The following is a 25,603-nucleotide window of genomic DNA, read 5'->3' as shown; positions in this document are numbered from 1 at the left end:
CATGCTTCACCCCCCGCTGGACGCCGAACAGATCCGTGCCCTGTTCACCAAGCCCTACGGCACTGCTGGCCCCACAGCTGCGCAATGGAAGGCCGTCTACGCCGACGACGTGCACTTCACCGATCCAACCCAGGAACGGCAGGGGGTCGACGCCTACATCCTTGCCCAGGACGGTCTGATGCAGCGCTGTGATGACGTTTTCCTGGAAACGGAGTCGGTGGTGGTGAATGGTGAAACAGCCTTTGTTGAATGGCGCATGGGACTCAAGATCAAAGGAATTGAGTTCATCTACCCGGGAGCGACCCGACTCAGCTTCAATCCAGACGGAAAGATCGGAGACCACCGCGATTACTTCGATTTTGTCGGCCCCACGTTTGCTCCGGTGCCCGTGATTGGTGGACTGGTGCGGTGGCTCTACAAACGCTTCGTTGCCTGAACCACGGCCCCAGGGCCATCTGTTGATCGGCCCACCGGGCAGCGGAAAGTCCACCCTCGCGGCGATCCTCGCTCCGCTTCTCTCTGCAGAAGTGATCTCCACTGACGCTTTGAGAGAGCAGCTGTGGGGGGACGCGAATGTCCAGAGCCCTTGGTCTGAATTGGAGCCCCACCTGCATGGGGCCATCGACCGCGCCATTGCTGATGGCGACAACGTGCTTGTGGATGCAACCCATGCGCAGCGGGACTGGCGCCAACGGTTGATGCACCGAAGCATGGGGGGCCAACACGCTGAATGGACCGGCTGGTGGTTGCAGACACCGTTGGATCAGTGCCTGGTCTGGAACCGCTCCCGTCAACGATCCGTTCAAGAAACCGTGATTCGTGCGATGCACTTCAGGCTGAGCAGTCGCCCTGACAGGCCCGAACTCAGCGAAGGATTCACAGGCTTGATTCGCCTCAATCCCGCCGGCTCACACCTGAACACTCAGATCCACAGGGCCCTCAATACCATCCTTGGTCCCTCGCCATGAAGAAAGGTGAGCAGGTCATGCAGCCCCGGTGGAGTCCCATCAACGTGATTCCAACCACATCCGTGTCATGACGCTCGGCGAACTCTTTCTCGAAGCCATGTCCACCGGCGTGATTACCAACGGCGAGATGGCGTGGGTAACCGCCCGCCAGGATCAATTCACACGAACTGAAGAGGCTGTCGCTCAACGGCTGGGCCGGTTGATCGACGAAGGCACGATTCAGCTGGGTTGTCGCATGCCCATGGCCTGATTGCAGGCCTAGTGATGGTGCTTGCGTCGCCGCGAATGACGACGCATCCGCTTCACCAAGCGGCCGCTGACGGAGCGGCTTTCAGCACACTCGAGCTGATTCCAACGCCATCCCAGCCAGGACAGCAGCACGACGATGGCAACGGCGATCAACCAACCCACGGGGACAACGGCTTAGGAGAACAACGCAGGAGACACAGGCTTCTGCAGCCCTGCTCTTTCCCATCGTCGATGCAACAGGTGGGGATGCAGTCCAGGCAGGCCTGAACCGACTCAATGCGTTGTAGACCTGCCAACGCACCGCTGTTGCGCCTTCACCGCTCAGGAGTGAAGGCGCACGTTTCAGCGCTGACCGTCCTGATCGAGGCTGAACTCAAGCAAAGCTGCCGTGAGCAAGGTCTTCATCGACTGCAGGGCCTCCTGCTCCCTGGGATCTGGCCCCCCGGGCCATTTCTCAAGGTGAAAGCTCACCGAGCGGTGGAGCAGGCGAACAGCTTCAAGGTCCAGATCGAACTGGAGGGTGGGGTGAGGTTCACTCATGACCCCATTCTCCCCAACACCACGTTGACAGCCCACAAGCGAACGAGTAGTACATAGCTACCAATCAAAAGACCATGGGCCTTGTCAACGCACCCCCGCCAAGAGCCTGGCCGCCGATGGGATCAGGACAGCTCCGACCCAGCCGGTGCCTGATGGTGTGCCTCACCTGCCAGCACTTTCAGCACACCCTTGCTGAGGCAGGGGTCACCCAGCCGGCCTGCGCACACCACCAACAGCGCATCCCCCAAGGGGCACACCTCACCCACCGCTGCCACCAATGGATGCAACGGCTGGAGAAGGAGATCGGCTGGTGCCCTGAAGGAGCCTGATTCGCCGCCCAACCTTCAAAGCCAACGCAGCAACAAAAACCCCCTCCGAGGAGGGGGCTTTCCGATTCAGTTGATCTGAATCGTTTTTGCTGTTCCGTATTCAACAGATTGATTCCAGATCAACCGATGGCAGGAGCCTGCAGAGCCACAGGAGTGGACTCAGCAGCAGCCAGGTCGAGGGGGAAGTTGTGAGCGTTGCGCTCGTGCTGCACTTCCATGCCGAGGTTGGCGCGGTTCAGCACATCAGCCCAGGTGTTCAGGACGCGGCCCTGACTATCCAGGATCGACTGGTTGAAGTTGAAGCCGTTCAGGTTGAAGGCCATGGTGCTGATGCCCATGGACGTGAACCAGATGCCGACAACAGGCCAGGCACCCAGGAAGAAGTGAAGGCTACGGCTGTTGTTGAAGGAGGCGTATTGGAAGATCAGGCGACCGAAGTAACCGTGGGCAGCCACGATGTTGTAGGTCTCTTCCTCTTGGCCGAACTTGTAGCCGTAGTTCTGGGACTCGGCCTCGGTGGTTTCACGCACCAGGGAGGAAGTCACCAGGGAGCCGTGCATGGCGGAGAACAAGCTGCCGCCGAAAACACCTGCGACGCCCAGCATGTGGAAGGGGTGCATCAGGATGTTGTGCTCGGCCTGGAACACCAACATGAAGTTGAAGGTGCCAGAGATGCCCAGGGGCATGCCATCAGAGAAAGAACCCTGACCGAAGGGGTACACCAGGAAAACAGCCATCGCTGCAGACAGCGGAGCGCTGTAAGCGACGCAGATCCAGGGGCGCATGCCCAGGCGGTAGGAGAGTTCCCACTGACGACCCATGTAGGCGGAAATGCCGATCAGGAAGTGGAAGCAAACCAACTGATAAGGGCCGCCGTTGTACAGCCACTCATCGAGGGAAGCAGCTTCCCAGATGGGGTAGAAGTGCAGGCCGATGGCGTTGGAAGACGGAATAACAGCACCAGAGATGATGTTGTTGCCGTAGATCAGGGAGCCAGCGACGGGCTCACGGATGCCATCGATATCAACCGGGGGAGCGGCGATAAAAGCAATGGTGAAGCAGATGGTGGCCGCCAGGAGGCAGGGAATCATCAGCACGCCGAACCAACCCACATAGATGCGGTTGTTGGTGTCGGTCACCCACTGACAAAAGGCTTCCCAATTGCTCTGGCGTCCGCTGCGAATTGCGGTGGACATAGAAGAAAAGAAGACGGATGAACCTCTCCCTCAAAAAAGGGACAGGTGGATCAAGTTTATGGATGGAACGTTCCGTTACATGACAACTCAACAATCGGAATCAGCTCTCAAAAAAACTTCATTAAGCACTTTATGAAGCGTTCATGAAGTTGCATGAAGCAACCAGTCGCGGGATTGCTGAACGAAGCCGTTCCAGTTCACCCGTTCCTGCTCTGCAGCCCGAGCCACCAGCAACGGTGCCTGCTGCTTCAGGGCCACAAGATCGAGCTCATCCACACCGGCATTGATCGCCAGCCAATCCGCCATGGATCGGCCCACCACCCGGGTGAGGTAAGCAGCGCTGAGCGCCTGCATCGAGCCAGCGATCAGCCAGCTGCCCCCGTCGAGCTTGGCCAGTCCAAGCAAGGTCTGACCGGTCCACTCCACCACGCCCTGGGCGAGGGCCACCCGAGCCAGCTGTGCCGCCGCCTCCCTCAGCACATCGGGCTGCAGTGACGTCCCCCAGATCTCTCCCATCTCCTTGATCATCAAACCGTTCGCGACGGCGACGGCGAGGAGATCCAGGCTGGCAATGGGGGAGGCCATCACAGACCCAGCCACCACCCACTGGGTGCGCTGCTGGATCTGCAGAAAGCGTTCCCGCCGCAGCGATTCGAGGTCCCGCTGCCAACGCCGGTGCAGTTCCGCCAACAGCCGCGGCCGCGTCTCAACTGCAGCCTGTTTGAGCGAACGGCGCAGCGGCGCAAGGGCGGTGCGCAGCTGCATCGACGGCTCCTGAACCAGGATTCGCTCGCGCCAGCGCGGGGGAAGGTCATCCCGAACAGCAGCAACAGCGTCGGTGGATGCGTTCTCAGCTTCAGTCGCCAAAAGCAACCAGGCCGGCTGATCCTCCGGCACCTGCTGAAGCCAGAGCAGATCTGAGGCCAGCAGTGGCGCCTGCAGGCTGAACAAGATCAGATCCTGATCCAGCAAGCCGCTGGGCCAGCAACGGCTGCCGTCGTCGGTGGTCAGGGGATGGCAGAGCGACAGCGTCAATGGCGTCGGTCCAGCAAGAGAGCTGCTGAGGTCTGCTTCCTTCGGACCCTGGGAGCCTCCCAAGGCAACCATTGCCATTCGCACAGGACCGCTGCGCTCCAGCACCGACTTCAGCTCAGCGCGACGGGCCAGATCCGCAGAGGGTTGCTGCTCGAAATGTGCGAACTGATCCAGCACCTGCTGACATCGAGTCAGCCAGCCATCCAGTGAGACCGGTGCAGTGAACCGAGGTTGGCTGGGCTTGCGGCCAAGCCAGATCACCACGCCACCGGCTGCCAGCAGCCCCAGCCCCCCGCCGGGAACGTGCATCACATCACTGATCAGCCACTGTCCAGCAAGCAGGCCAGCTCCAGCCAGAGCCAACGGCCGCAGCAGCGACGACGGTGGCATCACCAGGTCTGGCCATGAAGCCGGGAGTTTCAACAGAACGGCTGCTGCAGCAGTGGCCCTTCTTAGCTCAACCCACCACCCGAGACCAGAACATCAGGCCAGAAGCACGACTTCTCCATAAGTTGGGATGAGGCCCTAGTTAGCCGTGACGCACAGTCATCCCATCGCGATGGTCGACAACCGCCAGGGGGTGCGAAGAGTCCTCATGGTGGCCCTGGCCCTGAACATCAGCATGTCGCTGCTGAAGCTTCTGGTGGGGGCCATGAGTGGTTCCCTTGCGGTGATCGCTGATGGCATGCACAGCGCCACCGACGCGTTGTCCAGCCTCACGGGACTGGTCACCAACAAGCTGTCCGATCCACGTCCCGACAGGGATCACCCCTACGGCCACCGCAAATACGAGGCGGTGGGAGCACTGGGTATCGCTGGTTTCATCCTGTTCACAGCCATCGAGATCCTGCTTCGTTCAGGGGAGAGGCTCCTGGAGGGCCTGCCTCCCATCCGTGTGACCAGCCAGGAACTGGTGCTGCTCACGCTGGTGCTGGGATTCAACCTCCTGCTCGCGGGATATGAGCTGCGGAAAGGTCGGCGACTGAACAGCAACCTGCTCAAGGCAGATGCCCAACATGCGGTGAGCGACGTTTGGACCACCGTGTTGGTGCTGGTGGGCATGGCGGGGGCGGTCTGGTTGCAGGTGAGCTGGCTCGACGTTGCACTGGCCATCCCCATGGCACTGCTTCTGATTCGTGTTTGCTGGCAGGTGCTGAGCGGCACCTTGCCCTGGCTGGTGGACCACATGGCGGTTGCGCCTGAAGCCATTTATGCCGAAGCCATGGCCACCGCAGGGGTGATGAACTGCCACGACATCGCCAGCCGGGGCGTTCTTGGCCAGCAGGTGTTCATCGAAATGCATATGGTTGTCGACGCTGACGACCTCACCAAGGCGCACCGGATCACCGAACAGGTGGAAGAGCGCTTGGACGAAAGCTTCGGGCCGGTGCGGTGCACCATTCATCTGGAACCCAAGGACTACGTGGAGGACGGGATCACATATACCGGCGCCCATGGCTGAGGTCGAGACCACAACCCATGCGCTCGCTGGGCTGACCGAGCGTCAGAAGCGAGGACTGATTGAGGTGCTCGATGAAGTTCGCCGTGCCGACGGCTGGTCGTGGCAACTTCCTGTCTTGCTGCGGGAACGCTGCTGGTTGCGGCTGTCTCGAACCCCCCTCACGGAGCTGCACCGTTTGCTCCCTCCGGATGGACGCGATGAAGCCCCGGAACTGGTGCATTACCGGCGCCTGCTGAAGCAGGGGATGGATCCACTGTTGGCCCAACAGAACTGCTGGCATGACTTCGGCATCGAGGACTGCCAGAGGGCGCTGCAGGACTACTGGAACAGTCGTGACACGGCCCTCCACGGTTGGACAGCCGAGCGGTACCGACAACTGGTGAGCAGCTATCGCGAACGGATTGAGCGGGGGGTCACGGCGGTTCCGATGCTCGTGCTGGCTCGCGAGAATAGTGTTGAATGCCACCAGCTGCTCTGGATCACCGAAACCACCCCGGTGATGCGTCACACTTGCGCCTGATTCCAGGCCATGGGCCATGAGTGATTCCTACAGCGATCCCCAACAACAGGGGGGACAGGGAGACGGCGGCCGAGACGGTCAGCGCAGTCGTGGCAACCGTGGTGGCGGCCGTGAAGGCGGAGGCTTCCGGATTCGCCTGAGTGACAACGAAATGCGCTCGGCAAGGGCACTGCAGGAGGCCTTCAACCTCCGCTCAACCGTCGCCGTTCTGGGTTTCGCAGTTCGCAGCCTCGGCCAAATGCTGGAGGATGGCCAACTCGATGCCCTGATCGAGCAGCAACGCAACCAGCCAGCCCGGGGGGGACGGCGTGATGGTGGTGGCCGCGATGGTGGTGGTCGTGGCCGCCGCTCTGACGATGAGCGTGGTGGCCGTGGGTCCCGTCCGAATCCCTTTGCCCGACCGGCCAAACCCCAGCCGGAAGTCCCGGCTGAACCGGTTGCCGAGCCGGAGGTGGAACCAGTTGTGGAGCCGGTGGTGGAGTCAGAAGCCGCCCCCAGCGACGACACCAAAACCGAAGCAACCGAGGCCTGATTGATGAGCCAGCCAAGGGTTCTTTCCGGGGTGCAACCGACCGGAGCACTGCACCTCGGCAATTGGCTGGGTGCCATCCGCAATTGGGTTGATCTGCAGGAGACCCACGACACCTTTGTCTGTGTCGTGGATCTCCACGCCATCACCGTTCCCCATGACCCCAGCCGCCTGGCTGAGGACACCCGTTCCACAGCAGCGCTTTACCTGGCCTGTGGCATGGACCCCAAACGCTGCTCGGTGTTTGTCCAGAGCCAGGTGGCAGCCCACAGCGAACTGTGCTGGTTGCTGAATTGCGTCACGCCGCTCAACTGGCTGGAGCGGATGATTCAGTTCAAGGAGAAAGCGGTGAAGCAAGGAGACAACGTCTCTGTGGGCCTCCTGGACTACCCCGTGTTGATGGCCGCCGACATCCTTCTCTACGACGCTGACCTGGTGCCCGTCGGTGAGGATCAGAAGCAGCACCTGGAGCTGGCGCGCGACATCGCCCAGCAGCGGATCAATGCCCGCTTCGGCGACAAGGAGACGCCGGTGCTCAAAGTGCCCAAACCGATGATCCTCAAGGAAGGGGCACGGGTGATGAGCCTGACGGATGGTCGCAGCAAGATGAGCAAGAGCGATCCAAACGAGGGGAGTCGAATCACGCTTCTGGACCCTCCGGAGCTGATCACCAAAAAGATCAAACGCGCCAAAACCGATCCAGAACGTGGCCTCGAATTCGGCAACCCTGATCGACCGGAAACCGACAACCTGCTTGGGCTTTACGCAATCCTGAGCGGCAAAGGGCGGGAGCAGGCCGCCGCTGAATGTGGCGAGATGGGTTGGGGACAGTTCAAGCCGTTGCTAGCCGAAGCCACCGTGAACGCCCTGGAGCCGATCCAGGCCCGCTACCGGGAGCTGATGCAAGACCCCACCGAGCTTGACCAGGTGCTGAGCACAGGCCGCGAGAAAGCCGAAACCGTGGCCAACGCCACGCTTGAACGGGTTCGGGACGCCTTGGGCTTCGCCCGACCAGCCTGATCGCCACCCAAGGCAAGCATCAGCCGCACTTATCAATGCGGCTGACACGAGCTTGGGCGTTGGCCACCAAGACCTGACCGAGACAACCTCAGTCGCGACCGCGAGCCTTGCAAGACTCTCACCCTTCTCCCAGCTTCACATACACAGCGGAGACGATGCGTCAACCCCTCAGGTGCCGATCTCGCGTCCAGGTCTCATGGGCCAGCACTGTGGCCGTCCACCTGATTGTTCTGCGTGCATCGTCTTTTTTCTGTGTTCAACCCAGCCACACGTTGGAGCCGGCCTGTGGTCGGTGCAGCCCTGACCGCAGGATTGGTGATGTCCGCAGGAGCCAAACAGCCGATCCAGAACGCAGAGGCGCCTGCAGAACAGGCTGAGCAAAGCGCCACCAGCAGCCGCGCCACCCTGTCCTCCGGCAAGGAGGGCGGGCGTTATGAGCTGACGCCTGAGCGACGCGCCCTGCTCAACACCATTCGCTATGCCGAGGGAACCTGGAAGGACGGCGAAGACAAGGGCTATCGGATCATGTATGGCGGAGGGCAGTTCCAGGACCTCTCACGTCATCCCGAGCGGGTGATCGTGAAGCGCTACACCAGCGCCGCTGCCGGGGCTTATCAATTTCTGCCCAAGACCTGGAAAGGAGTGGCGAAGGAACTCAGGCTGAGCAGCTTCGAGCCCAGGCACCAAGATCAGGCCGCTCTGCACCTCGTTGAGCGCCGGGGTGCTCTCAACGAGATTGACCGACAGGGCCTGACCAAGAACGCCATGGCGAAGCTGGCTCCGGAATGGGCATCCTTCCCCACCTGGACTGGCCGCTCCGCCTACGGACAACCTGTGAAGAGCCATCAGGAACTGGCGAGCTTCTACAGCACCAACTTGCGCGAGTTGCGCAATCAACTGGGGGCCTGAGTCGAACGGGACGACCCCAACCTCGCGGCCAGAGCCCACACCTCCGTAACCAGGCCATGCCACGGGCTCATCACCTCCATGGAGACCGCCATGGGCTGCGTTGATGCAGCCACAAGTGACCGCGTTGCAGCAATGGCCTTCTTGCCGTCCTGCAACCGCTCCACCATGCGCTGACGCTCCTCCTGCGGCATCACCTCCTCCGGACAGGCCTGCAGAAGCTCCTCACCCCGCTGAAACCAGTGCTCGAAGTCATCGAGAAGGGAAGACAGCAACTCATCCAAGAGTGCTCCAGCTTCCCGATTGGTTGACTCACCCACGTGTTGCCCTCGGGTCTCGCCCATAGGATGGCGGGCCCTGAACCTGAACCGGTGAGCAGCGCTGCAGCAACCACCCCAGCCCCTTCAGCACCGGTGGTTCTGCCCAAGACCAGCGAAAGCGATCAACTGCTGAAGATTCGGCACTCCATGAGCCATGTGATGGCCATGGCTGTGCAGCAGTTGTTTCCCAAGGCACGCGTCACCATCGGCCCCTGGACCGAAACAGGTTTCTATTACGACTTCGACAATCCCGATCCCTTCACGGAGGCCGACCTGAAGGCCATCAAGAAGGGGATGATCAAAATCATCAATAAGAAGCTGCCCCTTCAGCGGGTTGAAGTAAGCCGCAACGAGGCCGAGGAAAAAATCAAAGCCCAGAACGAGCCCTACAAGCTCGAGATTCTTCAGGGGCTGCATGAACCGATCACCCTCTACACCCTTGGGGAGGACTGGTGGGACCTTTGTGCCGGCCCCCACGTGGATCACACCGGCCAACTCAATGCCAAGGCCTTCGAGCTGGAAAGCCTCGCAGGTGCTTACTGGCGAGGCGATGAAACCAAAGCGCAGCTGCAACGCATCTACGGCACGGCCTGGGAGAGCCCGGAACAGCTGGCGGAGCACAAACGCCGCAAGGAAGAAGCGCTTCGCCGCGACCATCGCCGCATCGGCAAAGACCTCGACCTCTTCTCCATCGAGGATGAGGCCGGGGCTGGCCTGGTGTTCTGGCACCCCCGCGGTGCCCGCATACGCCTGTTGATCGAGGAGTTCTGGCGCCAGGCCCACTTCGAGGGCGGATACGAGCTCCTTTACACCCCCCACGTGGCGGACATCAGCCTCTGGAAGACCTCAGGCCACCTCGACTTCTACGCCGAGAGCATGTTCGGCCCGATGGAGGTGGATGAGCGGGAGTACCAGCTCAAGCCGATGAACTGCCCGTTCCACGTGCTCACCTACGCCAGCAAACTGCGCAGCTACCGGGAACTGCCCATCCGCTGGGCCGAGCTGGGAACGGTCTATCGCTACGAGCGGCCCGGTGTGATGCACGGTCTGATGCGGGTGCGGGGTTTCACCCAAGACGATGCCCACGTGTTCTGCCTGCCGGAGCAGATCAGCGACGAGATCCTGAAGATCCTCGATCTCACCGAACGGATCCTCTCCGCCTTCGATTTCAGCAACTACGAGATCAACCTCTCCACCCGCCCGGAGAAGTCCATCGGCGAAGACGCCGTCTGGGACCTGGCTACCAAGGGACTGATTGAGGCCCTGGAGCGCAAGGGTTGGGCCTACAAAATTGATGAGGGCGGCGGAGCCTTCTACGGCCCGAAAATCGACCTCAAGATCGAAGACGCCATCGGCCGGATGTGGCAGTGCTCCACCATCCAGTTGGATTTCAACTTGCCGGAACGGTTCGAGCTCGACTACATCGCCGCCGACGGCAGCAAGCAGCGGCCGATCATGATCCACCGCGCCATCTTCGGTTCGCTGGAGCGATTCTTCGGGATCATGACCGAGAACTACGCCGGCGATTACCCCTTCTGGCTGGCCCCCGAGCAGGTGCGTCTGCTGCCGGTCACCGACGAGGTGCAGCCCTACGCGGAACAGCTGCTCGATCAGCTCACCAAGGCTGGTGTTCGCGCCACCGTCGACCGCAGCGGCGACCGGCTCGGCAAATTGATCCGCACCGGCGAACAGATGAAGATCCCTGTGTTGGCGGTCATCGGTGCCAAGGAAGCGGAGCAGAACGCCGTGAGCCTGCGCAGCCGACGGGACGGTGATCTCGGAGTTACAGCAGTGTCCGACCTTCTCAGTGCTGCCCAGATGGCCAACAGCGAGCGCGCCGCAGGCCTAGAGCTGAACCGATGACGGATTCTCCCGTGCAGAACCTTGCCGATCTCGCGCGTCTGCGCGGAGCACCGGAGCTGCTGCCCCAGATCAAAAGTGAGCTGCGAGCAGAACTTGATCAGGCCATGGCCAAGGCCAGCTGGTTCACCATCGGCGTTATGGCTCCGTCCAGCGAGCAGGCCCTCACAGCGCTGCGCAGCCTGGAGCAAAGCCGACAGTGGGAGCCGCTGGAGCTCATCGACAGCCCTGAGGAAGCGGGTCCTGTTTTCCTGAAAGCCAATCAGAAGGGGGGCACGATCCGCATTCGGATCGAGCACGGCCTCGGCGAAGGAATTCTGATCAGTGGCCACGGCGACGACGACACCACGCCAAGCACCACCTGGGGACCACTTCCACTGGACTTCTTCTCTTGAGCGAACCACGCTGGTAGGAGACGCCACAGCCCTGGATGGCCACCACCACACTCCTGGCTGGGGACATGGGAGGCACCAAGACTCTGCTCGCTCTCTACGGGAGTGAGGCCGGTCAGCTGCGCCTGCTGCATCAAGAACGCTTCCGCTCAGGGGAATGGTCATCCCTTGAGCCGATGCTCGAGGCCTTCCTCAACAACCGTCCCGCTGATCTCCCCGCCCCAACGCAAGCCTGCATCGCCGTTGCCGGTCCGGTGCGTCAGAGCGAGGCCCGGATCACCAACCTTCCCTGGCGACTGCGGGAGGCCGACCTGGCGAAGGCTGCGGGCACGGAACGGCTCGAACTGGTGAATGATTTCGGCGTGCTGATTTACGGGCTGCCCCACTTCGACGGCAATCAGCAGGTGATCCTTCAGAAGGGCCACAAGGACAAGGGCCCCGTGGCAATTCTTGGTGCCGGCACTGGTCTCGGCATGGCACGGGGACTGCAGAGTGAACGGGGCCTGGTGGCCCTGGCGAGCGAAGGAGGGCACCGCGAATTTGCCCCGCGCAATGAATCGGAATGGGAGCTGGCCTGCTGGCTCAAACAAGACCTCGGCATCAGCCGGCTGTCGATCGAACGCATCGTTAGTGGCACCGGGCTGGGGCATGTGGCCCACTGGCTGCTTCAGAAACCCGACGCCGCCGTGCACCCCCTGCGCAGCGTGGCGGAGGCTTGGCGGCGCAACAGCTCCAACGATCTTCCCGCTGAGGTGAGCGTCGCTGCTGAAGGGGGTGATCCCTTGATGCAACGCGCTCTACAGCTCTGGCTGGAGGCCTATGGGGCAGCGGCAGGCGATCTTGCCCTCCAGGAACTCTGCACAGGAGGTCTCTGGGTTGGTGGGGGCACCGCATCAAAACAACTGAAGGGCCTGCAATCCGCCAGCTTTCTCAATGCGATGCGCGATAAGGGTCGCTTCCGCGAGCTGATCGAAGGGATGCAGGTCACGGCGGTGATCGATCCCGATGCCGGACTGTTCAGTGCAGCCTGTCGCGCCCGGATGCTGGCGGAGTCAGGTGGGACACTGGCCTGAGCAGAGGATCAGCGATGGCGCAGCCGCGCATCGGTCAGAAAGTGGTCGTGGACGTCCCGGCAACCACCGCCAATCTCGGCCCCGGATTTGACTGCCTCGGTGCAGCCCTCGACCTGAACAACCGATTCGCGATGCGGCGGATCGAAGGGGGTGGTGAACGTTTTGAGCTGATTATTGAAGGATCGGAGGGAAGTCACCTCCGGGGTGGGCCTGAAAACCTCGTGTACCGAGCAGCCCAACGGGTGTGGAAGGCGGCCGGGCTTGAGCCGGTCGCCCTTGAGGCACGGGTGCGTCTTGCCGTGCCGCCGGCACGAGGTCTGGGCAGCAGTGCTACGGCCATCGTGGCGGGGTTGATGGGAGCCAATGCCCTCGTTGGCGAGCCCCTCTCCAAGGAGAAGCTGCTCGAGCTGGCCATCGACATCGAAGGGCATCCCGACAACGTTGTGCCCTCCCTGCTGGGGGGCCTCTGCATGACCGCCAAAGCCGCCTCCCAGCGCTGGCGCGTGGTGCGATGCGAATGGACGCCGAGCGTGAAGGCCGTCGTGGCGATCCCATCGATTCGCCTGAGCACCAGCGAAGCCCGCCGGGCCATGCCGAAGGCCATTCCCGTTAGCGATGCCGTGGTCAATCTGGGCGCCCTGACGCTGCTGCTGCAGGGGCTGCGCACCGGCAATGGTGATCTGATCTCCGACGGCATGCATGATCGTTTGCATGAGCCTTACCGCTGGCGGCTGATCAAAGGCGGTGACCAGGTCAAACAGGCGGCCATGGAGGCGGGCGCCTGGGGCTGCGCCATCAGCGGAGCCGGACCAAGCGTCCTGGCCCTGTGCGAGGAAGACAAAGGCCCTGCCGTGAGTCGCGCCATGGTCAAAGCCTGGGAAGCGGCAGGGGTTGCCAGCCGCGCGCCGGTGCTGAATTTGCAGACCTCAGGCAGCCACTGGCAACCGGCCGAGGATGAGTAGATCCACCTAAACCGGGCGTTCAGCCCTGTTAGCTTTGTTAAAGATTGCGGACGCGGAATGGATGCTGGGTTAGCAGAGCTTGCTGTCTCGGGCAGTTCCTTTCCTTGGTTGTCACTGATTGTGCTGTTGCCGGCGGCTGCAGCTTTGGTGCTGCCACTGGTTCCGAGCAGCGAAGAGAAGCCATCCCCCGCGCCCAAGATCATCACCCTGGTCGTCCTGCTGGTCGACCTTCTGTTGATGATGGGGGTGTTTGCCACCCGTTTCGACCCCAGCAATGAAGGGCTGCAACTGGTGGAGCGGGTGAACTGGCTCCCAGCACTAGGACTTGAATGGTCCCTCGGTGTTGATGGTCTTTCAGCACCTCTGGTGGTGCTCAGCGGCCTGGTCACGTTTCTGTCTGTGGCGGCCAGCTGGTCGGTTCAGCGCAAATCAAGGCTTTACTTCGCACTGATGCTGGTGCAGGCCTCGGCCCAGGGCCTGGTGTTTCTGTCGCAGGATTTCCTGCTGTTCTTCCTGGCCTGGGAACTGGAACTGGTTCCCGTTTACTTGCTGATCGCCATCTGGGGAGGACAAAACCGCCAGTACGCCGCGACCAAGTTCATCCTTTACACAGCTCTGGCCTCTCTACTGATCCTGATCAGTGGCCTGGCGCTGGCTCTCTCCGGAGACACCTTCACCTTCAACCTCACGGAACTGGCGGCTCGTTCGCCGGGCGGCAGCTTCGGCCTGTTGTGTTACGTGGGCTTCCTGATCGGCTTCGGCGTGAAACTGCCGATGTTCCCGCTCCACACCTGGCTGCCTGATGCCCACGGCGAGGCGAATGCGCCGGTGTCGATGCTGCTGGCCGGAGTGCTCCTGAAGATGGGCGGCTACGCATTGCTGCGCTTCAACGTGCAGATGCTCCCCGAAGCGCACGCCACCCTGGCGCCGGCCTTGGTGATTCTTGGAATCGTGAACATCGTTTACGGCGCCCTCAATGCCTTCGCCCAAGACAACGTCAAACGCAGGATCGCTTGCAGTTCCGTGAGCCACATGGGCTTTGTGCTGGTGGGGATCGGTGCCGTTGACGCGTTGGGAATCAGCGGAGCCATGCTTCAGATGGTGAGCCATGGCCTGATCGCCGCAGCAATGTTCTTCGTGACGGGCGTGTTCTACGAGCGAACCAAGACCCTCTCGATCCCGAACATGGGCGGACTGGCCAAGGCTCTGCCGATCACGTTTGCCTTCTTCCTGGCCAGCTCCCTGGCATCCCTTGCCCTGCCGGGAATGAGTGGCTTCATCAGTGAAATCACCGTGTTCCTCGGCATCACCAGCCAGGAGGCCTTCACCTCAGTGTTCCGCTCGATCACCGTGCTGCTGGCCGCCATCGGTCTGGTGCTCACACCGATCTATCTTCTTTCCATGTGCCGCAGGGTGTTCTTCGGCCCCAGGATTCCCGCCCTTGCCAGCGTGGCTGACATGCGCCCCAGAGAGCTGGTGATTGGCCTGAGCCTGCTGGTGCCGACCCTGGTGATCGGCATCTGGCCCCGCATTGCCATGGATCTCTACGAAGCTTCCACCAACGCTCTTGCCTTGCAGTTCATTGCCAGCTGAAATGTCGACTGTTTCCCCCCTCCTGCGCGGCCAAGGGCTTCCCGAGTTCCGAGCCATTTCCCCTGAGCTCGTCAGCACAGACATCCCGGTTCTGCTCGCACAGCTGGATCAGGACTTCACTGCCCTAGAGCAGGCTCTTGATTCAGCCCTAGCCGGTCCCTCGAAGCTGTCCTGGAATCGGGTGATGCAACCGCTGCAGGCCATCGGCGAACGGCTGCGTTGGAGCTGGGGTGTGGTGTCGCACCTCAATGGCGTCTGCAATTCCGCTGAGCTGCGCGATGCCCACGCCGCCCAGCAGCCCGATGTTGTGCGCCTCAGCAACCGGCTTGGCCAAAGCCAGATTCTTCATCGGGCCCTGATGGCCCTTCAAAGCGATCCAGCCGAACCGCTCAACTTTACCCAGAAGCGGATCCTGAAATCAGAACTGCTCTCGATGCAGCAACGCGGTGTTGGCCTCAGTGGCGATGAGAAGGCAGCCTTCAACAGCACCAGTGAACGCCTTGCCGCCCTCTCCACCCAGTTCGGCAACCACGTGCTCGATGCCACGCAGCAGTGGACTTTGAAGCTCAGCCAGCCCCACGAGGTGGAAGGCCTGCCGCAACGGGCCTTGGAGGCGCTGGCCGCAGCAGCGCGCGCAGCGGGGGATGCTGAAGCGTCTGCGGAGTCCGGCCCGTGGCTGCTGGGACTGGACATGCCCCGCTATCTGCCCTTCCTCACCCACGCCAACAACCGATCCCTGCGGGAAAAGGCCTATCGCGCCCATGTGGGGCGGGCCAGTGAAGGCGAACACGACAACCGAGCACTGATCGAGGAGATCCTGACCCTGAGGCGCGAACAATCGTCCCGTCTGGGCTACGCCCACTGGGCTGATCTGAGCCTCAGCGCCAAGATGGCCGACGATGTTCCGGCGGTTGAAGCACTGCTGGAAGAACTTCGCGCTGCGGCCTATCCCGCAGCTGAGCAAGAGCTGCGGGATCTCCAAGCCATCGCCAGAGAGCACAAGGCCCCCGAAGCCGACGAGCTGGCTCCCTGGGACATCGCCTACTGGTCGGAGAAGTTGCGCCAATCACGGTTCGATCTGGACCAGGAAGCGCTGCGTCCCTGGTTCCCGCTGCCGCAGGTGCTCGAAGGCCTGTTCAGCCTTTGTACTCGTCTATTCGACGTCGAGATCGTTGCCGCCGACGGCGAAGCACCGACCTGGAACGATGACGTGCGCTTCTTCCGTGTGAAGCGCACGGATGGCACACCGATCGCAGGCTTCTACCTCGACCCCTACAGCCGGCCTGCCAGCAAACGCGGTGGAGCCTGGATGGATGAATGCCTGGGCCTCAGCAAGAAACCCGATGGATCGGTGGTGCTGCCTGTGGCCTATCTGGTCTGCAACCAGACCCCACCTGTGGGCGACACGCCAAGCCTGATGAGCTTCGAGGAGGTGGAGACCCTCTTCCATGAATTCGGCCATGGTCTCCAGCACATGCTCACCACCGTTGAGGAACCGGAAGCAGCCGGCATCAGCAACGTGGAATGGGATGCCGTGGAACTCCCCAGCCAGTTCATGGAGAACTGGTGCCTTGATCACGCCACGTTGATGGGAATGGCGTGCCACTGGCAGACCGGTGAACCCCTGCCCGAGACGGAATTCAACAAGCTGCGCAGCAGCCGCACCTTCAATGCAGGTCTTGCCACCCTGCGGCAGGTTCACTTCGCCCTGAGTGACCTCCGCCTCCACAGCCGGTGGACCCCCGAACTTGGCATCACCCCAGACGAACTGCGCCGTGAGATTGCCGCCACCACCACGGTGATGGCTCCCATCCCGGAGGATCAGTTCCTCTGCGCCTTCGGCCACATCTTCGCGGGGGGCTACTCCGCTGGGTACTACTCCTACAAATGGGCTGAAGTTCTCAGTGCCGATGCCTTCTCCGCTTTTGAGGAGATTGGTCTGGATCAAGAGGAGCAGATTCGCGAAACGGGAGCCCGCTTCCGCGACACCGTGCTCAGCCTCGGGGGCAGCCGCTCCCCAGCAGAAGTGTTTGAAGCCTTCCGAGGGCGCCCAGCCAGCACCGAAGCATTGATTCGCCATTCCGGCCTGGTGGCCGCGGCCTGAGTTCAAGCGCGCAGGCTGCTGCAGAGCCTTCTGATCGCATCGGGGTGGCTGATCAACTGCTGGTGGGTCAAGACGGGGATTTCCTCACAGCGACCAAGCGGAAGAACAGCTCTCCAGCCGGGGCAGACCATCAGATCCCAGCGGCAAAAGAAACTTGAGCACTCGATCCCAGCCAGGGCATCGGGTTGGCGATTCAGATCCCGCAGCAGGCAACTGCCCACTTTCATGTCTGCCGCACCGGCCAGCAGCGGGCGAGGAATCATTTGAGCGGCAAGGGTGCCCTGCTGCGGGCTGCCGACGCTGAAGAAGCGCCGGGTGCGCTGTGCTCCCCCCAGCTCCTGCAACCAGATCCTGCCGATCACGCCCCCCATCGAAAACCCCAGAAGATCGACTCTGGTGTCTGCCCCGAAGCGTTGCTGAATGTGCAGGTCGAGGCGCGAGGCCAACTCCCGCAGGGGAACCCACCCCAAACCATGGGGCAGATGCGGCGCCAGCAACGGGCGATCCGGCTGGTCCAACCCCTGAATCAATCGGTGAAACAGGCGGGGCGTGTCCCAGAGACCATGCACCAACACCAACGGGATGCTCACAGGGCTGATCTGCCGCCATGGCGCGAGCGTTCCACGAACACCCGACCGTTAAATCCTGGAACCGGTGCAGCGCATTTGGTCAACCGCAGCCACATCGGCATGGCCCCATACAGGGATTCCAAGCGATCCAGCATCTGCTCGCTGAAGTGCTCGATCGTGAGGCAACGCATCTGCCGGGACAGATCCTGCAGGGCCTGAATGGCCACGCTGTAGTCCAGGCTCCGGGTCAGATCGTCGGCCACGGCAGCAGCCTTCAGATCGAGCTGAACACTGAAATCAAGGCTGAACCACTGGCCATCCCGGCGTTCGTGTTCCAACACCCCAACGTGGGCCCACAACCGCAGCTCCCGCACACCGATGCAATCCATCAGAGCGGCCGATCGATGTGGGTGAAGACGCAGCTGCCGTTGGCATAGTCGGCAGTGATGTGGCCCTCGCCGCGCAACCGATAGCGGTAGGTCACCAACCCTTCCAGGCCAACAGGTCCCCGGGGGGGAAGGGTTTGGGTGCTGATGCCCACTTCAGCGCCGAATCCATAACGGAACCCATCAGCGAAGCGGCTGGAGCAGTTGTGATACACCCCTGCGCTATCCACCGCCGCAAGAAAACGATCCGCCGTCTGGGCATCCTCCGTCAGGATCACCTCGGTGTGACGGGACCCGTAGGAGCGGATGTGATCGGTGGCTGCCTCGAGATCATCCACCAGCTTCACCGCCAGGATCAGATCCAGATACTCCGTACTCCAGTCCTCCTCCGTGGCCGCTTCCGCCACGCCAAGGGCCACGCTCTCGGCATCGCCCCGCAGCTTCACTCCGGCAGCAGCGAAGGCTGGCAGCGCAGCGGCAAGAAAAGGCTGGGCAATGGAGCGGTGCACCAGCAAGGTTTCAATGGCGTTGCAGGCGGCGGGGTACTGGCTCTTGCTGTCCACCGCCACGCGAACGGCTTTCGCGATGTCGGCCGCCGCATCCACATAGAGATGACACACCCCATCGGCATGGCCCAGCACAGGAATGCGGGTGTTGTCCTGGATGAAGCGCACCAGCTCGTTGCTTCCCCTAGGGATGATCAGATCCACAAGGCCATCAAGACGCAACAGGGCCAGGCTTTCCTGACGGGTGGTGAGCAGCGCCAGGGCATCGGCAGACACCGGACTGGCCGCCAGGCCTGCCTGCAGGGCATCCATCACAGCCTCATTGGTGCAGCGGGCCTCACTACCCCCTTTCAACAGAGCGCCGTTGCCCGAGCGGATCGCCAGGGAGGCGATCTGCATCACCGCATCCGGCCTGGCTTCGAAGATCACACCCACCACCCCGAGCGGCACGGAAACCCGTTCCAACACCAAGCCCTGGTCCAGCTCCCGGTGCAACTGACGGCAACCCAACGGATCGCTGAGGCTTGCCACCTTGCGCACGCCATCAATGGCCGCAGCCAGTTTGGTGTCGTCCAGCTTCAGCCGAGCCATCAGGGCCGGTGCCAGCCCCTCGCCAGCAGAGCGTTCGAGGTCTTCACGGTTGGCCGCGAGGATGGTTGCTGCGCGCTCGGTCAGCGCATCCGCCATGGCCTGGAGCGCCAGGGCCCGCTGGCCGTCATCGGTCTGCCCCAGATCAACAGCAGCACGGCGGACAGCCACGGCACGCTGCAACAGCGCGGCGGAAGGCTCTGGAACGCTGGACATCAAGGCAATCAATCTGGAGCCATCATCCCGTTCAGCCGCTGCAGAGCGAGCCGCGCTGCCCCCAGGCGTCCAGCACCATTGCCCAGGCAGGCGGCTTCGATGCGTAAGCCCTCCCGCGAGACGGCCTGAACCCGCGACTCCACCTCGCGGCGCACCGCTGGCAGAAAGTGGCGGGCGGCACCAGCCAGGCCACCACCCAGCAACACCAACTGCGGCGTGAACACATACACCAAAGAAGCGACACCACAGCCCAGGCGCTCGCCGTAAAGAGTCCAAACCTCCAGTGCCGCAGGATCACCGGCATCGGCCTCCGCACTGAGCTCGCGGGGGTCGCGATCACACAACCGCCGCAGGCCCGTGATGCTGGCGAACTGCTCCAGAGAGCCACGGTTGCCGCTGTTGCAGGCGGGACCATCGGGCTGCACCCCGATCAGCCCTGGTTCCGCTGCAGCGCCGTTGTGGCCGGTAAGCAGCTCTCCCCTCAAGATCACTCCACCTCCCACACCGGTGCCGAGGGTGAGCAGCACCACATCCTCCACACCCCGGGCAGCCCCAAGCCAGGCTTCGCCCACAACCGCACAGTTGCCGTCATTGGCCAGGGTGACCTGGCGATTGATCCTCGACTCCAGCCAATCCGCCAGTGGCACGTCCTCCCATCCGGGCAGGTTGATGCAGACCCGGGCCACCCTGGCTGACGCATCCATCGGACCGGGAAGTCCGATACCGACCGCCTGAGCAGCATGCCCGGGATCGATCTGTTCGATCGCCTCACACAGGGCCATCGTCACCGCACCAGGCACCGCGGGCTGGGGTGTGGGGCACTGAGCCTCGGCCATCACCGTGCCATCAGCACGAATCCGAGCCAGCTTGATCGCCGTTCCCCCGAGATCCACCCCAATCACCTGCACGTCAGGCATTCCTCAGAACCGGAAGAACACCTGCAACTGGCTCTGCCAGGTGCCATTGGCATCCATGGCTGCCGAGACTGACGTCGTTGGCGTTAAGCGATAGGAAACGGTGGCCTGCGGAGGCACGTCGGTTGTGTTCGGTGCCATCAGCACGGAGAGATCGAACTTGTCGGTCAACGCCACACCGAACTCCGTCACCACTGTGAGTGTTGGCGAAACCCGGCCGGAGGTACGCTCCTTCTCCGATTTCACATCGGGATTGACGTAAGTGGGGAAAATCGCCACCTGGAGCCGCTGCCCCATGGCATCGGTCAACGTGCCGAGCACAGGGGAGAGCAGCGATTGGCTCAGCATCGTGGCCAACGCAGCGCCACCGGTTCCGCCCAGGGAAGCCAGGGAATTTCCACCGATCAGGCCCAGCAACTGCTGCTCGCTCATCGGTGGGGAGCTGCGGAGAACAAGGTTTTCCCTGTTCACCAGACGGTTAGCCGGCCCTGTGGCCTGGACCATGACCTTCACCAGACGGAGCTGACCACCCTCGGCATACGCGCTGCCCGTGCCATTCGAAGCAAACAGATTGGCGCTGGTGATCTGATCGCTGGTGCCCGCGCTGATGGTGTCAGAAACCTTGGCTTGCATGGCGATATCCACGTAGGGGACGAGCCCCAGCGAGGGTGTGAACACCGCTGCATTCGCTGCCTGCGGATCCAAACGCAGCGGCGCAAGGGGGGGGACCCAGATCCTGCCGGAATTGAGTCGGATCAAGCCCCGCGCCTCCAGAGAAGGATCCAAGGGGCCGTTCAAGGTGACAGCACCTTCACCCTTGAAGCGGATCCAGGGGGGCATCTGCACCTCGATGTCAGGGCCGAGGGCAAGCCGAAGATTCTCAAAGCGGATGGCCGGCAGTATCGGCATGAACCGCTGCAGCTGATCCGGACCCTGGATGGTTCGGTTGGGGCCCATCAGGACCAGAGGTTCCTGGAAGTCCCACTGCTCCGCAAGCATTTGCATCACCGATTCGGCACCGGGCCGCACCTCCTCTGAGGGGCCCTCGACACCGTTGGAAACCATGGATCGAAGTCCACCCCGTCGCAGCCGTCCGAAGAATCCTGACTGCGGCCGCAGCGTGCCTCGTGACAGGGCCAGATTTCCCGAGAGCACCGGCTGCACCAGGGCGCCGGAGACCTGCAGTTCGCCATCGGCCTGGAACTGCACAATCGGCTGACGAATCTGACCTTGGCTGAGTTGCATTGTGAGCGGTGAAACATCGCTTTGGGGACTGAACAACCCCAGGGTTCCTGAACCGCGCAGCACGCCACCGCGACCCACCTCGGCCTCAAGTCGTTGCACCTCGACCTGATCGAAGTCGAACAGGATCGAAGCGTTGATCCGGCTTAGTTCCTGTTCACCGATGCTGAGGTCTCCATTGCTCACCACCACAAAGCCATTGGCCTGGGGTTGGTTCAAAGGCCCGCGCAGCAGCAGCCGCAGATCCGTGCTCCCCTGCTTGACGGTGAAGGACTCCCCAGCGAGGACCATCAACACGCCCAGGGCATCCCCATGGCTTTCCAACCTCAGATTCAGGTCGGCATCGGGATCGAAAGGAACCGTCCCGGTCACGGTGACAGCTTCCTTGCTCTCTCCTCCCTTGAGAGCCAGATCCAGACGGATCAGCTCGCTGTCAACAATGACTGATCGCTGCTCCAACGTCAGAGGCTGTCCCGCCAGGCTGGCGGCATCCAGCACCAGATCAGAAACCAGCAGAGGAGCCGCTGCGCTGAGGTCGTAGCGGCCGCGGATGCCGATGCTGCCGCGAAGCTGCTGCGGCACAGGGGCCAACAACGCCAAAAGGGAGATCGGAACCTGCAGCAGGGAGAGGTCTCCGGATCCACCGAACAGTGAGCCGCGAAGCGTTGCGACCACCGGTTCAAGCTGGAGTGCCTTGGCCTGGTCGTCCCCCTCAATCCACAGGTGTGCCTTGGCGATCAGCTCGGCCTTCAGGCGCTTGGGATCGGGACCCTTGATCGTTCCGGACAGATTGACCCGCCCTTCCAGGCGCTCCAGCTCTGGGCCCTTGGACGGATGGGTCAGCGTATAGGCCTCGAGAGCCCGGCGCGATTCCGCCAGAGCTCGCAACTGGCCATCAAGGGAACCGCCGAAGGTATTGATGAACAGGGTTCCGAGATCCTCAGCACGCCCGGGAGCAAGACCTGGACGGGGGTCGCTCCCTCTCAGCAGACGAGCAAGACGTGTCAGCCATGTCACGTCCAGGCCTTCGGCCTCGATCGCGCTGTGCATCCGCCCACCCAGGTCGCCACGGGCTTTTAGCTGAATGCTGCCCTGCAGAGGAGTGAGCACTGCATCGGCCTGAAAACGTCCATCCGTCAGGACGCCCTCCAATTCAACGCTCTGCATGGCAACACCCGCCAGCGAGGGTTCAGCAATGGAGGCAGACCCACGGATCGCAAGGGGGCCCATGGCCAGGCGACCTGCACCCGTCAGCTGGCCCGCCACCGCTTTGGGCTGGTTAGCCGGCTGAGTGATCATACGAAGGCCATCGATGTTGAGATCTGCCGCACGCCACCGGTAGCGACGTTGATCCCCACCGGGCGCCAGTCCGTCCAAGCGCAACTGCCCCTCACCACGGTCCAAGCGAACGGTCTGGGGCCAGGCATCTGCATTGAGAACGGCCTCGAGCATGCCGGGCACGGCGGGCTGCTGGGCCGCCATCGCCAGGCGAGCACCACGGTCCAGTTCACCGTTGAGACGTCCCGTCCAGCGCTCGGGAACCTGCAACGCTCCGAAGCGGGGTTGATCCAGCATCAGGCTGATGTCGGGCTGCAGCGCCGACAGCGGACCGTTCACGCGCCCCCGCGCCGAGACTTGCCCCCCCAACGGCATCCCGATCAAGGGGGTGAAACGGCTCAGGTTGAGGGGTTTGAGTTCAAAGCCGCTCTGAAGTTCACCAACTTGCAGCCGCCCCTGCGCCAGCTGCAAAGGCAGGCGCGCTTCCGCCCGCAACACAGGACTGGTGAAGCGATCCAGCACCAGCGCGGAATCCTCTGTGGACCATCGGCTCAGAAACGACCATTGATCCAGCAGCGGATTGGCTGCCTGGCCAAGCTTCAGGCTCAGCTCAGGTGAGGCCAACGCACCAGTGACGTTGACGGCTCCAAGGATCGGAGCGGTTTGGCCCAGTCCGGCCTGCAGAGACGGAACCGCAGACCAGAAGCGGGGGGCGATCTGCAGCTCCGTGCTGCGCAGATCCAGTTGGGATCCAATCGTCCCGGCCAGCCCGAAGCGCAGTCCCGGGGCACTGAGGCGCAGGGTGTCCAAGGCAACAGAGGGTTGCTGGTCTTGCAACCAGGGGGTGCGCCAGGCTCCCTCCAGCGTCAGGGCTGTGTTGAGCCCCATGGCCTCAGGCAACTTGATCTCACCATCAACACTCCACCGGGGCTCCGCCCAGGGGCCCTGGATCCTGATCTTCAACCGATCCTTGCTTGCAGAGCTGAGGTCTGAGCTGTGCACCTCAGCACGGAGATCAAAGCGCTTGTTGAGGGCGACAGAACCTGAGGCCCGAGCCTTAAAAGCTCCGAACCCCAGTGTTGCGGGCTCCAGTATCAGTTGATCGCCCTTGCAGGCGAAGCTGAGGCGATTGCTGTTCAGCGCAGCAAGCTTGAGACGCTTGAGGCTGAGCCCACCTCGGCAGTTCAACGCGCCATCGGCCCAGCCGATCTGAACATCTCCCGCCAACGTCCCTGAGGCGTCCAGATCCTGAGCAGGGGCGATGACGGCCGCCAATGGTTTCAGCTTGAGCCGATCCAGCCGCGTTCGAAGCCTGAAGCTGCGGCGATCCCAATGCCCTTGACCGTCCAACCGCAGGGCCCCTTCACGCTCAACCCAGCGAAGTTCCGATGCGGTGCTGAAAAAGGCCTCCCCGAGCCGAACTGCGCCCCGGCTGCGGAGTTCAAGGGTCTGCTGCTGAGGGCCGAAACGAATCAGCGCAGGGTCGGCCAACCGGTATTGCACTCCAAGCCGCGGCAGGGGGCCGTCGCCACTTAGTGGTCCGAAGGTCCAATAGCTACCAGTCTCATTAGCCTGCAACTGGCCGCGCAGCTTGTGCACCGTGATCTGCAGAACCGGCTGCAGACGCCGAAGACTCGCCAGCGGAGCAAGGCTCACCTCCAGCCCCGCAAGACTCAGCTCAGAGCGATCCGCCGCCGACGGCAAGATCCGAGTCGGCCCAATGGCAATCCCCAAGCCCAGGGGGCGAAGACCCTCATAGGGACCAATGTCCACGTCGTGGCCCAGAGGGCCTGAAAGCGTGCGCTCCAATCCGGGGCGCACACGGCTCAGGATGCGTTCGGCAGCACGGTCTAGGGCGATGAAGCCCGCTGTTCCAGACCCGATCAGAACCAAACCGGTTGATACCAACCAGACCCTGCGCCGCGTTTTCCCCATCAGACGCGGCGGCCACTCCAGAATCTCGCGCAATATAAGGAGACTGTTTTCAGTCCACCAGACCCCATGGCCTTCGATCAGCTGCTGCTTACTGCCGCTCCCTGGCTGGGTTGGTCTGGGCTTGGGCTTGGAGCGCTGACAGCCATTGCCTTCCTAACCAATTGGGGGATCCGTTTTCGACTGGTTGGTGTCAGCAGCTTCACCCTGCTGCTCGCGGTGAGCTGCTGGGCATTCGGCGTGAGCTACACCCCACCGGTGGTGGTGGAAGGTGCTGTTCGGGCACCGATCGTATTCGACAACGGCAATGACCTTGTGGTGGCGCAGGTTCCCGCCGATCTGGCTCCAGACACCGTTCAGGCCACCCTGGAGCAGTTGGAGGGCAACCTGCGCGGCTCCGGTCGTTCCAGCAACACTGTGCTGGTGCGGCTGCGCGGAATCCAGAAGGCAGGCGATGGCCTAGGCCGCCCCGTCATTCTGGGCGAGGTGAGCAAGAACTTGCGTTGATGCCGGGCTTCAACGACGCGATTGTGGAACTCCCCCAGTCGTTCCGCAGAGAAAAACAGGAGCTTGATCGAGCCGGCATCAACCGCTGGTCCCTCATCCGCGATCTGACGGATTTGGAGCTGAGCCAGCTTGCTCGCAGTGGCCAGGCTTCAGCCCGAAACCTGAAACGGCTGAGGGGGTTGGCCGACTTGGTTTGCAGTTTGAATCTGCCTCCCCAGGACGCCGCGCTGCTGATGCATGCGGGCATTGCCACGCCCACCGCTCTGGCGGCATGCACCCCCGATCGTCTCGTGCGCCAGACCGGGAGGCTGGAACGCAGCCTTGGAACCAAACGGCCTGCCGTTGTTGATCTACGGGTTGCTGGCGATTGGATCCGACGGGCGAGGCAACTGTCGAACTGACCCCAG

27 protein-coding genes are annotated in these 25,603 nt (G+C 62.4%); 17 read left to right on the top strand and 10 right to left on the bottom strand.

The window, feature by feature from the left end:
* Position 1: 1 nt before the first annotated feature.
* The 3 genes from SYNCC9605_RS05295 to SYNCC9605_RS05285 all read left to right on the top strand — a co-directional run bounded on the left by SYNCC9605_RS05295 (position 2) and on the right by SYNCC9605_RS05285 (position 1,218).
* On the top strand, positions 2 to 436 hold the full coding sequence (locus SYNCC9605_RS05295; protein WP_083757087.1) for a nuclear transport factor 2 family protein: 435 nt from the start codon (positions 2 to 4) through the stop codon (positions 434 to 436).
* Positions 429 to 968, top strand: a complete 540-nt coding sequence (locus SYNCC9605_RS05290) for an ATP-binding protein (protein WP_011364026.1) — start codon at positions 429 to 431, stop codon at positions 966 to 968. The genes SYNCC9605_RS05295 and SYNCC9605_RS05290 overlap by 8 nt, the downstream gene beginning before the upstream one ends.
* A gap of 67 nt (positions 969 to 1,035) precedes the next feature.
* Positions 1,036 to 1,218: a hypothetical protein gene (locus SYNCC9605_RS05285; RefSeq protein ID WP_041434599.1), complete on the top strand. Its 183-nt coding sequence runs from the start codon at positions 1,036 to 1,038 to the stop codon at positions 1,216 to 1,218.
* An 8-nt stretch (positions 1,219 to 1,226) separates the two neighbouring features.
* On the opposite strand, the gene SYNCC9605_RS14570 is transcribed toward SYNCC9605_RS05285, so the two are convergent.
* Complete coding sequence (locus tag SYNCC9605_RS14570; RefSeq protein ID WP_156783003.1) at positions 1,227 to 1,379, bottom strand: hypothetical protein; 153 nt, start codon at positions 1,377 to 1,379, stop codon at positions 1,227 to 1,229.
* 180 nt (positions 1,380 to 1,559) lie between these two features.
* Positions 1,560 to 1,757, bottom strand: a complete 198-nt coding sequence (locus tag SYNCC9605_RS05280) for a hypothetical protein (RefSeq protein ID WP_011364025.1) — start codon at positions 1,755 to 1,757, stop codon at positions 1,560 to 1,562.
* Between the two features lie 116 nt (positions 1,758 to 1,873).
* Between SYNCC9605_RS05280 and SYNCC9605_RS13790 the strand changes: the two genes are divergently transcribed.
* Positions 1,874 to 2,086 carry a galactose oxidase gene (locus SYNCC9605_RS13790; protein WP_156783002.1) on the top strand — a complete coding sequence of 71 codons (213 nt, stop codon included), beginning with the start codon at positions 1,874 to 1,876 and terminating at the stop codon, positions 2,084 to 2,086.
* 119 nt (positions 2,087 to 2,205) lie between these two features.
* Here the strand turns inward: SYNCC9605_RS13790 and psbA are convergent, their stop codons facing one another.
* Together psbA and SYNCC9605_RS05265 are read right to left on the bottom strand one after the other, a co-directional pair.
* Complete coding sequence (gene psbA / locus SYNCC9605_RS05270) at positions 2,206 to 3,282, bottom strand: photosystem II q(b) protein (protein WP_006850794.1); 1,077 nt, start codon at positions 3,280 to 3,282, stop codon at positions 2,206 to 2,208.
* 141 nt (positions 3,283 to 3,423) lie between these two features.
* Positions 3,424 to 4,740, bottom strand: a complete 1,317-nt coding sequence (locus SYNCC9605_RS05265; protein WP_041434588.1) for a YcjF family protein — start codon at positions 4,738 to 4,740, stop codon at positions 3,424 to 3,426.
* Between the two features lie 136 nt (positions 4,741 to 4,876).
* Between SYNCC9605_RS05265 and SYNCC9605_RS05260 the strand changes: the two genes are divergently transcribed.
* The 5 genes from SYNCC9605_RS05260 to SYNCC9605_RS05240 all read left to right on the top strand — a co-directional run bounded on the left by SYNCC9605_RS05260 (position 4,877) and on the right by SYNCC9605_RS05240 (position 8,757).
* The gene (locus tag SYNCC9605_RS05260) at positions 4,877 to 5,779 is read left to right on the top strand and encodes a cation diffusion facilitator family transporter (RefSeq protein WP_041434585.1); all 903 of its coding nucleotides are present in this window, start codon (positions 4,877 to 4,879) and stop codon (positions 5,777 to 5,779) included.
* Positions 5,772 to 6,299, top strand: a complete 528-nt coding sequence (locus SYNCC9605_RS05255) for a hypothetical protein (RefSeq protein WP_011364021.1) — start codon at positions 5,772 to 5,774, stop codon at positions 6,297 to 6,299. The genes SYNCC9605_RS05260 and SYNCC9605_RS05255 overlap by 8 nt, the downstream gene beginning before the upstream one ends.
* 16 nt (positions 6,300 to 6,315) lie before the next feature.
* The gene (locus SYNCC9605_RS05250; protein WP_011364020.1) at positions 6,316 to 6,831 is read left to right on the top strand and encodes a hypothetical protein; all 516 of its coding nucleotides are present in this window, start codon (positions 6,316 to 6,318) and stop codon (positions 6,829 to 6,831) included.
* Positions 6,832 to 6,834: 3 nt separating this feature from the next.
* Positions 6,835 to 7,848 carry a tryptophan--tRNA ligase gene (gene trpS, locus SYNCC9605_RS05245; RefSeq protein WP_011364019.1) on the top strand — a complete coding sequence of 338 codons (1,014 nt, stop codon included), beginning with the start codon at positions 6,835 to 6,837 and terminating at the stop codon, positions 7,846 to 7,848.
* Between the two features lie 285 nt (positions 7,849 to 8,133).
* The gene (locus SYNCC9605_RS05240) at positions 8,134 to 8,757 is read left to right on the top strand and encodes a glycoside hydrolase family 24 protein (RefSeq protein ID WP_011364018.1); all 624 of its coding nucleotides are present in this window, start codon (positions 8,134 to 8,136) and stop codon (positions 8,755 to 8,757) included.
* Here the strand turns inward: SYNCC9605_RS05240 and SYNCC9605_RS05235 are convergent.
* Positions 8,742 to 9,098: a DUF2605 family protein gene (locus SYNCC9605_RS05235; protein ID WP_011364017.1), complete on the bottom strand. Its 357-nt coding sequence runs from the start codon at positions 9,096 to 9,098 to the stop codon at positions 8,742 to 8,744. The two genes, SYNCC9605_RS05240 and SYNCC9605_RS05235, sit on opposite strands and share 16 nt — an antisense overlap.
* A 3-nt stretch (positions 9,099 to 9,101) precedes the next feature.
* On the opposite strand from SYNCC9605_RS05235, the gene thrS reads away from it, so the two are divergent.
* From thrS to SYNCC9605_RS05205, 6 genes are read left to right on the top strand one after another with little or no spacing between them, the layout of a single operon-like run.
* A complete protein-coding gene (gene thrS / locus SYNCC9605_RS05230) occupies positions 9,102 to 10,937 on the top strand; it encodes a threonine--tRNA ligase (RefSeq protein ID WP_011364016.1) in 1,836 nt (611 codons plus the stop codon).
* Positions 10,934 to 11,329, top strand: coding sequence for a DUF1824 family protein (locus SYNCC9605_RS05225; RefSeq protein WP_011364015.1), 396 nt, complete (start codon positions 10,934 to 10,936; stop codon positions 11,327 to 11,329). The genes thrS and SYNCC9605_RS05225 overlap by 4 nt, the downstream gene beginning before the upstream one ends.
* A gap of 35 nt (positions 11,330 to 11,364) precedes the next feature.
* Entirely contained in the window at positions 11,365 to 12,399 is a 1,035-nt protein-coding gene (locus tag SYNCC9605_RS05220; protein ID WP_011364014.1) for a glucokinase, read from the top strand.
* Between the two features lie 14 nt (positions 12,400 to 12,413).
* Positions 12,414 to 13,361, top strand: a complete 948-nt coding sequence (gene thrB / locus SYNCC9605_RS05215; RefSeq protein WP_011364013.1) for a homoserine kinase — start codon at positions 12,414 to 12,416, stop codon at positions 13,359 to 13,361.
* Positions 13,362 to 13,418: 57 nt separating this feature from the next.
* Entirely contained in the window at positions 13,419 to 14,954 is a 1,536-nt protein-coding gene (locus tag SYNCC9605_RS05210) for an NAD(P)H-quinone oxidoreductase subunit 4 (protein WP_011364012.1), read from the top strand.
* 1 nt (position 14,955) lies between these two features.
* Entirely contained in the window at positions 14,956 to 17,058 is a 2,103-nt protein-coding gene (locus tag SYNCC9605_RS05205; protein ID WP_011364011.1) for a M3 family metallopeptidase, read from the top strand.
* Between the two features lie 2 nt (positions 17,059 to 17,060).
* On the opposite strand, the gene SYNCC9605_RS05200 is transcribed toward SYNCC9605_RS05205, so the two are convergent.
* From SYNCC9605_RS05200 to SYNCC9605_RS05180, 5 genes are read right to left on the bottom strand one after another with little or no spacing between them, the layout of a single operon-like run.
* Entirely contained in the window at positions 17,061 to 17,648 is a 588-nt protein-coding gene (locus SYNCC9605_RS05200) for an esterase/lipase family protein (RefSeq protein WP_041434581.1), read from the bottom strand.
* Positions 17,645 to 18,016 (bottom strand): dihydroneopterin aldolase, encoded by a 372-nt coding sequence (locus tag SYNCC9605_RS05195; RefSeq protein ID WP_011364009.1) that lies wholly within the window; start codon positions 18,014 to 18,016, stop codon positions 17,645 to 17,647. Before SYNCC9605_RS05195 ends, SYNCC9605_RS05200 begins: the two co-directional genes overlap by 4 nt.
* Complete coding sequence (locus tag SYNCC9605_RS05190) at positions 18,016 to 19,323, bottom strand: glutamate-5-semialdehyde dehydrogenase (protein WP_011364008.1); 1,308 nt, start codon at positions 19,321 to 19,323, stop codon at positions 18,016 to 18,018. The genes SYNCC9605_RS05195 and SYNCC9605_RS05190 overlap by 1 nt, the downstream gene beginning before the upstream one ends.
* A gap of 8 nt (positions 19,324 to 19,331) precedes the next feature.
* The gene (locus tag SYNCC9605_RS05185) at positions 19,332 to 20,240 is read right to left on the bottom strand and encodes an ROK family protein (RefSeq protein ID WP_011364007.1); all 909 of its coding nucleotides are present in this window, start codon (positions 20,238 to 20,240) and stop codon (positions 19,332 to 19,334) included.
* Between the two features lie 3 nt (positions 20,241 to 20,243).
* Positions 20,244 to 24,692 carry a translocation/assembly module TamB domain-containing protein gene (locus SYNCC9605_RS05180; protein WP_041435554.1) on the bottom strand — a complete coding sequence of 1,483 codons (4,449 nt, stop codon included), beginning with the start codon at positions 24,690 to 24,692 and terminating at the stop codon, positions 20,244 to 20,246.
* A gap of 66 nt (positions 24,693 to 24,758) precedes the next feature.
* Between SYNCC9605_RS05180 and SYNCC9605_RS05175 the strand changes: the two genes are divergently transcribed.
* Both SYNCC9605_RS05175 and SYNCC9605_RS05170 read left to right on the top strand, forming a co-directional pair.
* The gene (locus SYNCC9605_RS05175) at positions 24,759 to 25,196 is read left to right on the top strand and encodes a Ycf51 family protein (RefSeq protein ID WP_011364005.1); all 438 of its coding nucleotides are present in this window, start codon (positions 24,759 to 24,761) and stop codon (positions 25,194 to 25,196) included.
* Positions 25,196 to 25,597 (top strand): DUF4332 domain-containing protein, encoded by a 402-nt coding sequence (locus tag SYNCC9605_RS05170; protein WP_011364004.1) that lies wholly within the window; start codon positions 25,196 to 25,198, stop codon positions 25,595 to 25,597. The genes SYNCC9605_RS05175 and SYNCC9605_RS05170 overlap by 1 nt, the downstream gene beginning before the upstream one ends.
* Positions 25,598 to 25,603: the final 6 nt, after the last annotated feature.

The organism is Synechococcus sp. CC9605 (assembly GCF_000012625.1).
Classification (GTDB): domain Bacteria; phylum Cyanobacteriota; class Cyanobacteriia; order PCC-6307; family Cyanobiaceae; genus Parasynechococcus.
Note: the sequence above shows the minus strand (reverse complement) of the source record. Positions and strands in the feature narration are given on the sequence as shown.